Origin of the sequence: Lentzea sp. NPDC058450, assembly GCF_042721395.1 — a bacterium.
Classification (GTDB): domain Bacteria; phylum Actinomycetota; class Actinomycetes; order Mycobacteriales; family Pseudonocardiaceae; genus Lentzea.
Genome location: NZ_JBHXLO010000064.1, coordinates 1 through 11,659 on the forward strand (window position 1 = coordinate 1; position 11,659 = coordinate 11,659).

General features: G+C 67.1%; 17 protein-coding genes. 4 read left to right on the plus strand and 13 right to left on the minus strand.

What is annotated here, in order from left to right:
• Positions 1 to 61 precede the first annotated feature (61 nt).
• Genes ACFWNN_RS45290 through ACFWNN_RS45300 form a run of 3 tightly spaced genes read right to left on the minus strand, consistent with a single transcriptional unit; the run spans position 62 to position 1,239 of the window.
• Positions 62 to 256, minus strand: coding sequence for a hypothetical protein (locus ACFWNN_RS45290; protein ID WP_382446163.1), 195 nt, complete (start codon positions 254 to 256; stop codon positions 62 to 64).
• A 12-nt stretch (positions 257 to 268) separates the two neighbouring features.
• Complete coding sequence (locus ACFWNN_RS45295; RefSeq protein ID WP_382446164.1) at positions 269 to 613, minus strand: hypothetical protein; 345 nt, start codon at positions 611 to 613, stop codon at positions 269 to 271.
• Positions 610 to 1,239 carry a division plane positioning ATPase MipZ gene (locus ACFWNN_RS45300; protein WP_382446165.1) on the minus strand — a complete coding sequence of 210 codons (630 nt, stop codon included), beginning with the start codon at positions 1,237 to 1,239 and terminating at the stop codon, positions 610 to 612. Before ACFWNN_RS45300 ends, ACFWNN_RS45295 begins: the two co-directional genes overlap by 4 nt.
• 231 nt (positions 1,240 to 1,470) lie before the next feature.
• Here ACFWNN_RS45300 and ACFWNN_RS45305 point away from each other — a divergent pair, with 231 nt between their 5' ends.
• Both ACFWNN_RS45305 and ACFWNN_RS45310 read left to right on the plus strand, forming a co-directional pair.
• Complete coding sequence (locus ACFWNN_RS45305) at positions 1,471 to 2,667, plus strand: hypothetical protein (protein WP_382446166.1); 1,197 nt, start codon at positions 1,471 to 1,473, stop codon at positions 2,665 to 2,667.
• A 31-nt stretch (positions 2,668 to 2,698) separates the two neighbouring features.
• Positions 2,699 to 2,950: a hypothetical protein gene (locus ACFWNN_RS45310; protein ID WP_382446167.1), complete on the plus strand. Its 252-nt coding sequence runs from the start codon at positions 2,699 to 2,701 to the stop codon at positions 2,948 to 2,950.
• A gap of 128 nt (positions 2,951 to 3,078) precedes the next feature.
• Here ACFWNN_RS45310 and ACFWNN_RS45315 read toward each other — a convergent pair whose 3' ends face one another.
• The 9 genes from ACFWNN_RS45315 to ACFWNN_RS45355 all read right to left on the minus strand — a co-directional run bounded on the left by ACFWNN_RS45315 (position 3,079) and on the right by ACFWNN_RS45355 (position 8,692).
• A complete protein-coding gene (locus ACFWNN_RS45315) occupies positions 3,079 to 3,201 on the minus strand; it encodes a hypothetical protein (RefSeq protein WP_382446168.1) in 123 nt (40 codons plus the stop codon).
• Positions 3,202 to 3,386: 185 nt separating this feature from the next.
• Positions 3,387 to 4,790 carry a hypothetical protein gene (locus ACFWNN_RS45320; protein WP_382446169.1) on the minus strand — a complete coding sequence of 468 codons (1,404 nt, stop codon included), beginning with the start codon at positions 4,788 to 4,790 and terminating at the stop codon, positions 3,387 to 3,389.
• A 292-nt stretch (positions 4,791 to 5,082) separates the two neighbouring features.
• The gene (locus tag ACFWNN_RS45325; RefSeq protein ID WP_382446170.1) at positions 5,083 to 5,247 is read right to left on the minus strand and encodes a hypothetical protein; all 165 of its coding nucleotides are present in this window, start codon (positions 5,245 to 5,247) and stop codon (positions 5,083 to 5,085) included.
• A complete protein-coding gene (locus ACFWNN_RS45330) occupies positions 5,247 to 5,459 on the minus strand; it encodes a hypothetical protein (protein WP_382446171.1) in 213 nt (70 codons plus the stop codon). The genes ACFWNN_RS45325 and ACFWNN_RS45330 overlap by 1 nt, the downstream gene beginning before the upstream one ends.
• Positions 5,456 to 6,979, minus strand: a complete 1,524-nt coding sequence (locus ACFWNN_RS45335) for an ABC transporter ATP-binding protein (RefSeq protein WP_382446172.1) — start codon at positions 6,977 to 6,979, stop codon at positions 5,456 to 5,458. Before ACFWNN_RS45335 ends, ACFWNN_RS45330 begins: the two co-directional genes overlap by 4 nt.
• Before the next feature lie 88 nt (positions 6,980 to 7,067).
• A complete protein-coding gene (locus ACFWNN_RS45340; RefSeq protein ID WP_382446173.1) occupies positions 7,068 to 7,289 on the minus strand; it encodes a hypothetical protein in 222 nt (73 codons plus the stop codon).
• Between the two features lie 5 nt (positions 7,290 to 7,294).
• Positions 7,295 to 7,717, minus strand: a complete 423-nt coding sequence (locus tag ACFWNN_RS45345; protein ID WP_382446174.1) for a hypothetical protein — start codon at positions 7,715 to 7,717, stop codon at positions 7,295 to 7,297.
• A gap of 37 nt (positions 7,718 to 7,754) precedes the next feature.
• Positions 7,755 to 8,285 (minus strand): DUF2637 domain-containing protein, encoded by a 531-nt coding sequence (locus ACFWNN_RS45350; RefSeq protein WP_382446175.1) that lies wholly within the window; start codon positions 8,283 to 8,285, stop codon positions 7,755 to 7,757.
• Positions 8,286 to 8,287: 2 nt separating this feature from the next.
• Entirely contained in the window at positions 8,288 to 8,692 is a 405-nt protein-coding gene (locus ACFWNN_RS45355; protein ID WP_382446176.1) for a hypothetical protein, read from the minus strand.
• Between the two features lie 212 nt (positions 8,693 to 8,904).
• Here ACFWNN_RS45355 and ACFWNN_RS45360 point away from each other — a divergent pair, with 212 nt between their 5' ends.
• Together ACFWNN_RS45360 and ACFWNN_RS45365 are read left to right on the plus strand one after the other, a co-directional pair.
• Entirely contained in the window at positions 8,905 to 9,768 is an 864-nt protein-coding gene (locus ACFWNN_RS45360) for an AAA family ATPase (protein WP_382446177.1), read from the plus strand.
• Positions 9,765 to 10,331, plus strand: coding sequence for a kinase (locus ACFWNN_RS45365; RefSeq protein ID WP_382446178.1), 567 nt, complete (start codon positions 9,765 to 9,767; stop codon positions 10,329 to 10,331). The genes ACFWNN_RS45360 and ACFWNN_RS45365 overlap by 4 nt, the downstream gene beginning before the upstream one ends.
• A 990-nt stretch (positions 10,332 to 11,321) precedes the next feature.
• Here the strand turns inward: ACFWNN_RS45365 and ACFWNN_RS45370 are convergent.
• On the minus strand, positions 11,322 to 11,507 hold the full coding sequence (locus ACFWNN_RS45370) for a hypothetical protein (protein ID WP_382446179.1): 186 nt from the start codon (positions 11,505 to 11,507) through the stop codon (positions 11,322 to 11,324).
• Positions 11,508 to 11,659: the final 152 nt, after the last annotated feature.

Consider the following 11,659-nt stretch of genomic DNA (forward strand, 5'->3'; position numbering starts at 1 on the left):
CAGTAGATACTGAAGTACTGAGATACTGATTCACTGGGATGGAGTAACCCGTTTCCGCAGGTCAGAACGGGGGAGTGTCCGGGAGCTCGCGCGGGGGCAAGCCGCGTGCAGCCAGCTCGTCCACCATGGCGCGCTTCTGGATGTCGCTGCTGACGGGCTGCGCCTGGAGGCTCTCGTCCGACATGAAGCCGAGCGCCTCGCGGGCCTGGCGGTACAGCTCTTCGGCCGGCACGTCCTCGCCGAACTGTCGAGGCATCGCTGGTCCCTCCTACTTGGTCAGGTCGGCGCGGATGCTGCGGGCGAAGGTCTCATCGGTGAGCAGCCGGGCGACCATCGCGCGGACGACGTCCTGCGTGGTGACCCTGGTCTTGCCGATCATCACGGCCGTCTCGCTGCACCAGTCCTTCAGCCCGTGGTGCTGGACCGGGGGCAGGTCGACGGTGCTGCGGATCGGCTTCGTGTGCAGCCCGAGGTGCTCGCGGTCGACGGCCAGCGTGCTTTCGGCCGGCGTCGGCTTCGGCGCCGTCTTGCGCTCCTGCTGCTCCTTGGCGGCGGCGGACGCGCGGGCCAGCTTCTCGCGCAGCTCTTCGGCGCGGGTCTTCTTGGCGGTCACTTCGCCACCTCCGGAGTCAGGTCGAACAGCTCTTCGAGCGCGAAGCCGTACGGGCCACTCATCGCGTTCTTGATCGGGTCGCCCTGGGCCTGGGCGTAGCGCTGGATCGAGGTCACCGACGACCGCAGGACGTACCAGCCCTCGTCCTTGAGCTGGTCGCGGTAGACGCCCGTGGCAGCGGCCCGCACGGACACGCGGTTGAACATGACGGCGACGACCGGCCGGGGGCGACCCTCCAGCGCCTCGTCCAGGTACGACCGCACCTCGGCCATGCGGCGGTGCTCAGCCGACGTCGGGGCCATCGGGATCACGACGTGGGAGGCCCAACGCACCGCGCCGCGGACCACGCCCCTGTTGCCCTTCATCGGCGGGGTGTCGCAGACGGCCGCCTCGTACGTGTCGCCGAGGATGCCCGGCAGCCTGACGTCCAGGTCAGGCACGACCAGCTTCGAGACGGGGAACGGCAACGGGCCCTCTTCCGCCCAGCTCGCGAAGCCCTCGTTCTCCTCATCCGCGTCGATACCGGCCACGGGCAGGCCCATCTCGTGCAGAGCGGCGGCGAAGTAGCCCGCGCTCGTGGTCTTGCCAGTCCCGCCCTTGAGGTTGATGACGACGAGTTTCAGCACGTCAAAGCCCCTTCGCGTCCGGTCTCCGTCTCTGTCATGACATCAGCATATCAGTAAGTACTGATCTACTGAAGTCAGTTCACTAGTCCATTCGAGTGAAGGACTTCGAGTCTACGTCTACGTAGATTCTACGTCTACGTAGCGTAGATCTACGTAGACGTAGACTTGCGTAGAGTTCTACGTAGGCGTAGACTGGTGTCAACGGATCGAACAGGCAGGGAGACCAGGGCGATGACCAGCGGAATCGGGTTGTGTGCGTGTCAGTGCGGCGAGGCCATCACGCACGAGGGCAGCAGCTACGCGGGTGACACCGAGGCGGAGCGCAACCGGCACCGTGCGAGGGCCGCGTACAAGCGCAAGAGCGGTGCCGCCGACGTGCAGCTGCCCGGCACGCGAGAGGCGCTGGCGAAGCTCGGCCTGGCCGACGACGTGACCGTGGCGGACCTGTCGAAGATCCTCGCGTCAGCCGCGACGGAGCTCGCGCGGCGAACGGCCGGCGTCGACTCGGCAGCCATCGCGCAGGAGATCGAGCGCGGCCTGGTCGACGCGCGCGGCAAGGTGCAGGAGGCGGAGTCAGCCGCGGAGAAGGCCCGTGCCGAGCGCCTGGCGGTGGTCGAGCAGCTGTCGGCTGCGATCGGCCGCGCGGACCAGGCGGACGAGGACGCGGCGTCGGCAGCGAGCCGGGCCGAGGCTCTGGAGAAGCAGGTCGCCGCGCTCACCGAGACCGTCAGCAGGACCGACCGGGCGCTTGCGGTCGCGACGGCAGCGCAGGAGGAGGCCGAGCGCGAGGCGCAGCAGGTGAAGGCCCTCATGGACACGCTCAAGACCGAGCACGGCCGCCTGGTCGACGAGGTGCGCCGGACGGCCGCGTCCGAGACCGCCGTGAAGCTCGCGGAGCAGCGCCAGGAGCACACGGAGAAGCTCGCCACGGTGAACGCTGACCTGGGCGTCGAGCGCGCCGGGCACGTCGCGGAGAAGGCCCGTGCGGACCGGCTGGAGGACGAGGTCAGGGCGTTGCGCGAGCGTCTTCAGGAGACCGACGACGAGCTGACCGTGATGCGCGGGCAGGCCACGACGGCGCGCGAGGACGCGTCGAGGCTCAACAGCCAGCTGGAGAACGTCGACCGCGACCGCCGCCAGGCCGTCGAGGCGAAGGAGCGCGTCGACGCCGAGCTGACCACGGCGCGCGGGGAGCTGGGCGAGGCGCGGACACAGCTGGCCGTGAGCCGCAGCGAGGGCGAGACCGCGCGTCGACGCGTCGAGGAGCTCACGCACGAGTTGGCCGGCGTGCGAACCGAGGTCACCACGGCGCGAGCCGAGATCGAGCAGCAGCGCCAGCGCGCCGACCGGGCCGAGGGAGAGCTGCGGCAGCGCCCGAAGGACCAGGAGGGCACCACCAGCACGACGAGGGGCCGGGGCACCAAGTAGACCGCGTCAACGACCGAGGAGCAGCGCAGCGATGGACAGCGAAGCCACGGAGTACTTCAAGGTCACCGTCCTGGTGACCGACGACGACGACCAGAGCCCCGGGGAGCTGGAGGTCACCCACAGCCCGGACGAGGAGGAGAACGGGCCGGAGAACGGGATCGGCCTGGCCCTCACGCTCACGGCGCGCAAGCGGTTCGAGAGCGTGAGCCTGACGCCGCAGGCAGCTGAGCGTCTCCGGGACGCTCTGGACGCGGCGTTGGCCTACCGCAGCAGCTTGAAATAGGACAAAAATCGGTACAAAAATTTCGCGTGTGCCCCGGCTCTCCCAAGGGTAAGCGCACGTCAGAGGCCCGGTTCGCGAGTTGAACCGGGCCTCTCCGTATGTCAGTACTTACTGAAGTGCTGATGTACTCATCGTCCACGCTGGACGGCCGTCATGATCGCCTCGTCCAGGGCGTCGCGGAGCTCCTCCGCCTCGGGCACCGAGAACATGTACGGCTGCGGGGGCTGGACGTCGGCAGCGTCGAACCGCATGACCACGTCCTGACCTTTCGCGTCGCTGATCAAATGGACCGAGACGTGCGTCCCGAGAACGCCGCCGAAACGGCACGGGTACCTGCCGAAGAACGTTCCGCCTGTTTGCATTCCGATCACCTCACCAATTCGCGTTGCTATTTCAGTAATTCATCACTTCAGCACATACTGATGTACTGATTTCATTACTTCGGCAGGATGGGTTTCCTGTCGGTGACAACTCCTGTGTCCAAAAGCTGATCGATGTAGCGCGAGACCTGGGACGCGAATTCAGGCCCGCTGTTCACCGAGACGAAGCCCCTGTTCGACTTCATGCGGACCGCGCGCGTGCGGGTCCTGCGGTACTTGGGTTCCTCGCGGGAGGCCAGCAGCATCGCGCCCGCCAGGCCGATGACCTCGGGGTACTGCGAGACCGGCCGACCGCCCTTCACGCGGGGACGGGTGACCTGCCTCGTGACGCCCTGGGCCCTGGACCAGCGGCGGATGGTCTGACCGACGCGGTCGGCGACCCACGTCGTGAGCGGCTGTTCAGCGGTGACCTTCTCCAGCGCCCAGTAGCCCCAGAACCGACCGGGACCCTCTCCTGGCTGCTGCCACGCGGCCGGCACTTCGTGCTGGTACTCCTTCGAGCCCGCCAGGCCGTGCTTGGTGAAGTACACGCCGAGCCTGCGCGGGTCGGTGTTGCGCAGGGCCTTGTGCAGGTCAACGGCCGTGCCCGCGCCGAGGTGGTTCTTGCGCTGGACCTCGTCGGGGTGGGCCACGATGTCGGTCCACGTGCGGCTGAGCCACTGGTAGAAGTGCACGCCGTCGATCAGCTTGTGCGGCGGGACCATCATCATGTGCACGTGCGGCGCGCGGCCGTCGTCCAGGCCGTCGCAGTGCTCGCAGTCGCACACGTTCGGAACGTTCGTGCCCTTGATCAAGCGGCGCTGGAACTCCAGCTTCCAGATGCACCGCAGCGGTTCGCCGTAGGCCCGCTGGTACCGCTTGCGCAGGGCCTTGAGGTGCGCCTTCACGGTCTTGCCGTTGGGGGCGACGCGCAACCAGCAACCGGGGTAGGTCACGGTCAGCATGGCCGGGAGGCGCGAGGGGTCCTCGAACATCGGCGTGTAGTCGAGCGTGCCCAGGATCTCCGTCATGTAGGACCTGGACTTGCGCGACCACTGCGTGATGACCCTGGTCGGAACCGGGTCGCCGGGGAACTCACCGGGGTGCAGGTCACACGGCACGTCGCACGTGTCGGTGCACGGCCTCAGGTACGAGGCCAGCAGGTCCGCGTACCGGCTCTGCTGCTCCAGCGGGATGTTCATCTGCCGGACGCGGTCGAGCAGCTCGCCCTCAACGATCGTGAGCTCGCGCTGGCCGAGCTCGGCCAGGCCGAGGAGCTCGATCGCGCCCTGGTTGCCCGGGCGGCGTTCGGCGCGAGCGAAGTCCTTCGAGCGCACGGCCACGATGCCGGGCCCGACGCGCAGGTACGGCCGCGGACCTTCGGTGAGCAGGCCGTCCGGTCCGGCCGGGATGGCGGCGCGCGGGAAGAGAGCCGCGGCTTCGGCCACCAGCTCCGGAGAGGGGAAGTTCGGGGTCCACATGGACGCCAGCAAGTTGCTGACATCACTCGGGGTGAGGATGTTGGACGGCGTGTCGACACCATTCGCTGAATGCGAAAGGGCCGCGCCGTCGGCTACAGTAGCCGCAGGCATTTGGTCTCGCTCCGGTCTAGGGAGTTAGCGGGACCGCCGTCGAAGAAGGGCCTCCGTTGGCGCGGGGGCCTTTCGCCATTTCTGGCGAAGTCTTCGTCTCGGGCGGGTGCGCCGCTCACACTCGCGTGGTCAAGGGGAAAAGGCCAAGCGACACGCCGTAAAAAGAGCGAAAGCGTGATCATCAACGGTCGAAGCGTTCGAACGCGAGGCTGATCAGCAGCCAGCCCAGGACGAGCGCCGAGCCCGCGACCACGATCACGAACTCGGGGGAGCGGGTGCCGTGGACCAGGCCGACGCAGGCCGTCAGCGGGAGCAGGACGCCAGCGGCGACGATGAGCGCCCGCATCACTTCACCCACCAGAACCAGGCGTAGCGCGCCGCGAACAGCCAGCTCTTGATGGCGCTCAGGGTGTTCCACGCCTCGACCAGCGCGGCCGTCCAGAGCAGGACGGGCCAGTGCTCGCGGTCAACGAGGACCAGGCCGACGAGCAGGCCGGCCGCGATGAGCACGGTGACCTTCAGCCACACGCGCAGCAGGTCAGACGCCCAGCCCTTCACGCCGCCACCGCCTTGTCCTCGGTGCGCGCGTCGACGGCCGCGACCTCAGCGGCCAGGCGCAGCTGGTCGACGTACTCGACAAGCGCGGCGATGTCCTCGTCGGTGACGTGGCCCGCCCGGTTGCGGGTCGCGGCCGTAGCGCCCTGCAGGAGCTCGTACGCGACGCCGGGCAGGCTCTCGGGGATCTCGTGGCACTTCGCGCCCCGGTCGACCGCGTGCTCGGTCAGCGCGGCGTCGGTGTGCGCCTCCGTCGGGAGACGCAGCGCGATGCGACGCTGAAACAGGTCGCGGATCTTGAAGACGTCCTTCGTGGGCTCCTGGATCTCGCCGACCACCAGGTACCCGAGCGCACGGCCCTGCGTGAGCAGCAGGCCCAGCAGCTCCATGATCTTGTCGCGGATGGTGCGCGGCCAGTACTCCAGCAGCGGGGCCAGCTCATCGATGACGATCACGTTCAGCGGCGTCGACGTCGACGGCTCGTGGTCACGCTCGCCCCGCTCACCGGCCAGCTCAGCCGCAGCCTGCATCGCCTCGACCAGGCCCCGCAGCATCGCCAGGGTCTCCTCAGGCCCGCAGACGTAGGAGGAGCGTTCGTCGCGGACGTGCCGCACGTAGCGGCGGCGGTCGTCCAGGACCTCGTCGATGGGAACGTGCGTGGCGACCAGGCGGCGGGCCTGGCGGAGCTCCATCCGCTTGGGGTCGATGAAGTGCAACAACGCGGTACCGTCCGCGATGGCCGGGGCGATCGCCCGCAGGAGGTTCCAGCCGATGCTGGCCTTGCCCGCGCCCGAGGTGCCGCAGACGGCCGTGTGACCGCCCGTGAGGGAGATCGTCCACGGCGCGCAGTACTCGGTCAGGCCGACCGGGAGGGCCTTCCAGTCGATGTCCGCCGTCGCGGCCGGCATGTCAGCCGCGGGCACCACCTCGTGCTTGAACGGGTCGCGGCGCATGAGCCCGAGCTCCACGCCCGCCGGTTCGATCTCGGTGACCGTGATCCGCAGCGCCTCGAAGGCGTGCCGCACGCGCTCAGCGGCCATGCGGATGTCGGCGACCTCCTGGCCCACGGGCATCTCGACCACGAGCCGGTCCCAGTAGCGGGAGTGCTTGATCTTGCGCAGCGCGGGAATGTACCGCTCGTCATCGACGTCGACGGCCAGGCCGCAGTGCACCATCACGCGGTCCCAGGTGCGCCGGTAGGACCACCAGCGGCGACCCCAGGCGGCCAGCCAGTCACCCAGGAAGCGGTCGAACGTCTCGCGGTCCGCCGCCATCCACGTGGACGAGCCGAGGACCATCAGGCCGACCAGGCCCGCGAGGATCTCCCAGCCGACGAGGTAGACGGCGCTGCCCAGCAGGCTCGCGGTGACGCTGCTACGCGGGTGCTGGACGATCTTCTTGCCGGTCCACCACGAGACCTTGGCCAGTAACACGAGCGTCTGCCAGATGATGATTCCCAGCATTTTGAACGACCAGAAGAGCAGTCGCGCCGTGAGGCCGTTTCCGAAAGTGCGCTTAGCCATCGTTTCTCCCCTAAAACGCGCAGCGGGGAGCCACGCGACGATTGTTGAATTCGTGTGGCTCCCCGCCGATAAAGCGGGACTAACGGTGTTACCAGCGTGCCGACGCGCGGGCGATGTCGCGAAGGTGGACGTCCAGGTCCTCGACCACGACGGCCATCTTGTCGATGGCGGTCTGGGTGCCGGAGAGGTCTCCACCGGCCAGGCCCGCGCCCAGCTCCGGGTCGTCCGGCGTGCAGCGCTCGATCTGCATCCGGACCCGCTCCATGAGCGCGTCGACGTCCTCCAGCCGGGCGATGAGGCTCAGCGCCATGACCGTCACCCCTTCCCTGCGGGCTTGTAGATGCGCACGTCCTTGCGGGAGAACGCGGCGTACTGGTCCGCCTTCTCCGCCACCGCCTTGGCCGCGTCGTTCGCGAACGAGGACGCCACTCCGTAGAACCTGGGGTCCGCGCCGGGGATCCGGTCCGGCACGCGGCCGACCTCCGAGGCGAGCGCCTGCACGGCCTCCAGCAGCCGCAGCCAGTCACGGGCGATCTTGCGACGGCGCAGCTTCACGAGCTTGATCTTGCGGAACTGCTCTTTCTTCTCTTCTTTGTCGAGCGCCTTGTTAGCGGCCTTGTTCGCGATCACCTGGCGCAGCGTCTTGCGGTACGCCTTGCGTTCGCGCTTGTTCTTGAAGTTCGCGCCCTTGACGGCTTTTCCGGTTTTCGAGACCTTCTCGACCGTGTCGGTTGCCATCGCTGTTCCTCCCGTCATTTCCTACGTGGTTCTCGAATTACGCGGCTGGAGGCCAGACAGCGGCAGGAGTTGCCACCGCCGCCGTCTGGACAGGTGCGGGAGCCGGGGCGAGCAGCTCGGCTACCGGCTCCTCGACTCGAACGGCTTCAGCGGGCACCGGGCGAACGGGCTCGACCTGCGGCACCTCGACCGGGGCAGGCTCTGCTGCGGGCTGCTCCGACAAGCGCGTGAGCAGCATCTTCACGATGCAGAGGAAGCCCAGGGCCGGTGTCGCGGCGATGATCCAGCCCGCCACGGTGGGACGGGCGTTCGCGACCTGCGCCGACATCTGGAGGAGGAAGGCACCGACGAGGACGAGCAGGGGGAACCCGCCTCGCCGACGCTTCAACTCCAGCCCGGCAACGATCGCCATGCACTCGATCACCACGGCGACCGCCCACGCGATCCACGACTCTTGGCCGTTCTCGATCGCCCAGTCGTGCGAGTGCTTGAAGCCGACCGCTCCACCGATCGCACCCACCACGACCGCGATGCCGACGTGAGCCCGCTCTTCGAAACGGCCGCTCATGATCAGGCAGCCTTGGTGTCGGTGCCGGGCTTGATCACGGTCTCCGCGATGTCGCGGACCTGCGTCGCCCGGTACCAGACCGTCACGCCGATGACCTTCTCCGAGCCGTCCGGGTTCTTCTTGGTCTTCTCCATCACGCCGACCTCGAAGTTGACCAGCTCGACCGGCCGGAACGCCGCCAGGCCCTCCGTCGGGTTGACGTTCGAGCTGATACCGATCTTCACGACCTCGTTCGTGGTCTCGCCGTTGAAGCCGTAGAACGCGCCCAGGACCTCGACCTCCCACTTCGGGGTGCCGTCCTTCGTGCGGTCCTGCTCCGTCGAGCCGAACACGGTCTTCGCCTTGCAGGACAGGAAGACGACGCCCGCGAAAGTGGCGGCCTGGTCGATCTTGAAGTTGCGGATCATCTCGGACTCCTCAGGTTGGCGGCTCTGGCCCTCGTCTGGTGTGGCCCCAGCCACATGTATCTGTGTGAAACAGAAGCTAACAGAGCGATACAGAGCGAGTCAACTGATACACTGAAACTAGGCAGAAAAAGATGCCTGACCAGCGCGAATAGGTCGGCTGATCGCAGCTGTTACGGTCTGTTCCGGCCTCTGTTCCGACGTGAGAGAGCGTGATGACGACTACGTCCGAGGAGAACCCGATCCCCACCGACCTCCAGCGAGGTACGGCAGCCGAGGTGATCGAGAGGTGGTTCGAGACCGAGATCAGGTCTGGTCGGCTCGGCCACGGCGAGCAGATCGAGCCGACACGAACCCTTGCCACGAAGTTCGGTACGAGCGTCGCGACCATCACGCGCGCGTTCAAAGGACTTGAGGCAAAGGGACTGGTCAGGAACCGCGACCGATCAAGCCGGATCGTCCACTGCCCTCCAGACGGCACAGCACCGGTTCGCGACGAGACGGCTCCGACGAGGGTCATCGTGATCGGCGGCTACGCCGGGAGCGGCAAGACAGAGCTGGGAAGGATCTTGGCGCGCCTGAAGGGCTGGGCACTGCTCGACAAGGACACAACGACGCGCGCAGTGGTCGAGGCGGCCCTAGAGAGCCTGGGTCAGTCACCCCACGACCGCGAGTCACCGACCTACCTGGAGACGATCCGGCCGGCCGAGTACGCGGCCCTGGTGTCGGCGATGGTCGAGAACATCGAGTGCGGCGTCTCGGTCGTCATGACCGCGCCGTTCATCCGGGAGCTCTCCGACCAGGCATGGTGTGACCGACTCAGGTCGCGGGTCGAGTCGAAGAATGCCGAGCTTGAGGTGGTCTGGGTTCGCTGCGACGCCGAGAGCATGAAGACGTACGTCAAGCATCGAGGCGCGCTGCGCGACTCGGCGAAGCTCTCGAACTGGCCCGCATACCTTGCTGGAGTGGACCTCACCTTCGCGCCGAAGACCCCGCACCTGATCATCGACAACAGCGTCGGAGCACGACCGTTGCTGGAGCAGGCGAGCGAGTTCCTCACGAAGATCGGTGCACGGTGACATCCGCCGTCGTGCTGTACGGCGCACCAGCCGCGGGCAAGGACACCGTCACGAACGCCCTTCTCAAGCTCGGACCGTTCGCACACTTCGAGCGCTTGAAGTGCGGACCTGGTCGAACTACCGGGTACAGGATGGTCGACGCCGACCAGCTGACCCGTGTTCTAGCCACCCCAGGCGAGGTGATCTGGCGAGACGACCGGTACGGCGCGACGTACCTCGTCGACCGATCTCACGTCGAGCAGCTCGTCGACGCCGGCCGAATTCCCGTCCTTCACCTCGGCAATCCACAGGCAGTCAGTGCCGTCGCGAGAGCGCTTCAAGCTGTCGAGTGGCTCGTCGTAGAGCTGCACACCACGCGCGAAGTTGCCCGCGAGCGCATCGTCTCTCGCTGTACAGGCGACACAGAGGAGCGCCTCAGCGCCTACGACTCGACACCGCGACTTACGACCCCAGACCTGTCCATCGACACCGGCCTGGTCGACGTCGAGGCCACGGCGCAAGCTGTCGCCGACCTCGTCCAGCAGCGTGGACGAACCACCGGAGGGACTCGAGTTCGAGCATGATCACCTGGCGGACGAGCTAAGGTATCGCCACAGCTTTCAGGGTCTCCGGCGTCGCCGTGAGGCCCTTTTTCGTGCCCGCAGGAGGACGCGTCAGCGACGTCCGGTGCATAGCAAGATAGGTAAAAGAGGAACTCTTTAGTCCGCACTGAAGCGACAGTCTGTGCCGATCTCGGGCGCTCGGCTCGCGGAGTGCAAGAGGTGCTCTGCGCACGGCGCGTGCAGACGGTCGAAATAGTGACGCGCCAGTCTCGTAATGCCAGCTGATTAGTGACGCGTGAGTCTCGTAATGCCGGGGACCCAGGACGGGCACGGTCGGCCTGCCCCGGTGTCTCGGTGCTAAGGCGGGAACGTCCTGACCAGGGAGTGAAGGGCTAGCGGCCCGTTATGGCACATATAACAAGCCCAGGGCCGCGCCGGACCGTCCGAGCCCAAGCCGCGGGGCCCAACACCCACCGGCACCCCAGAGGGGCCCCACCGGTGGGTGTGCCCACGGCCAAGGCACGGACCGGCGCAGCCGTGAGGGGTTGGTGGGGGTGGAGCTCGCGGCCGGCGGTTTCAGACCAAGCTCCCTCGCCGGGTGGCAGAACAACAAAGGGGAGGGGGCACGCGGTGAGCAGCTGCTCCGGGTGCTTCGGCCCGTCGCGCTGCGTTGCGGGTCTCTCGCGTGGAGGCCCACCCCGTCACCACCCAGCACGCACCGAATCACACTCCCAGGGGCCCGACCAGGCTGAAATGTACCTGCGGGCCTGGACGGGCCCCTGGGAGCGCGATCCAGCACGCGCAGGGCGGCGAAGGGGAGGACCACCACGAGGAGAGACCCTGTGGGTTGATCTTCAAACCCGGTGGTTTCGATCGTGCACGAGGTGTTGTTTAAGCAAGCGCTTAGTCACACACCGGCTGTTTGGGCAGACGACCAGACAGCAGCAGGGCCCGTCACCGGGGGAGTGGTGACGGGCCCTGCTGAGTTCAGTAGATCAGTACGTGAGGAGATCAGTCCCGAACGCGCGCCGGAACGGGGAGCTGCGCCCGGAGCGAGTCGGCCTGCGCGGGGAACATGTCGAGCACCGCGCTCGCGTCGCCGCCGCTGCCGTCGAAGATGACAACTTCCACGCGACCGGCATCGGTGACGCGAACCTTGAAGGTGGCGGTGACGTCCAGCTGAAGCCTGGTGTGCATCTCGGTCTCCCTCGCTCTTCCCTGTCCTGCCCTTGTGTACTCAGTCTATCAGTAAGTCAGTAGATACTGAAGTACTGAGATACTGATTCACTGGGATGGAGTAACCCGTTTCCGCAGGTCAGAACGGGGGAGTGTCCGGGAGCTCGCGCGGG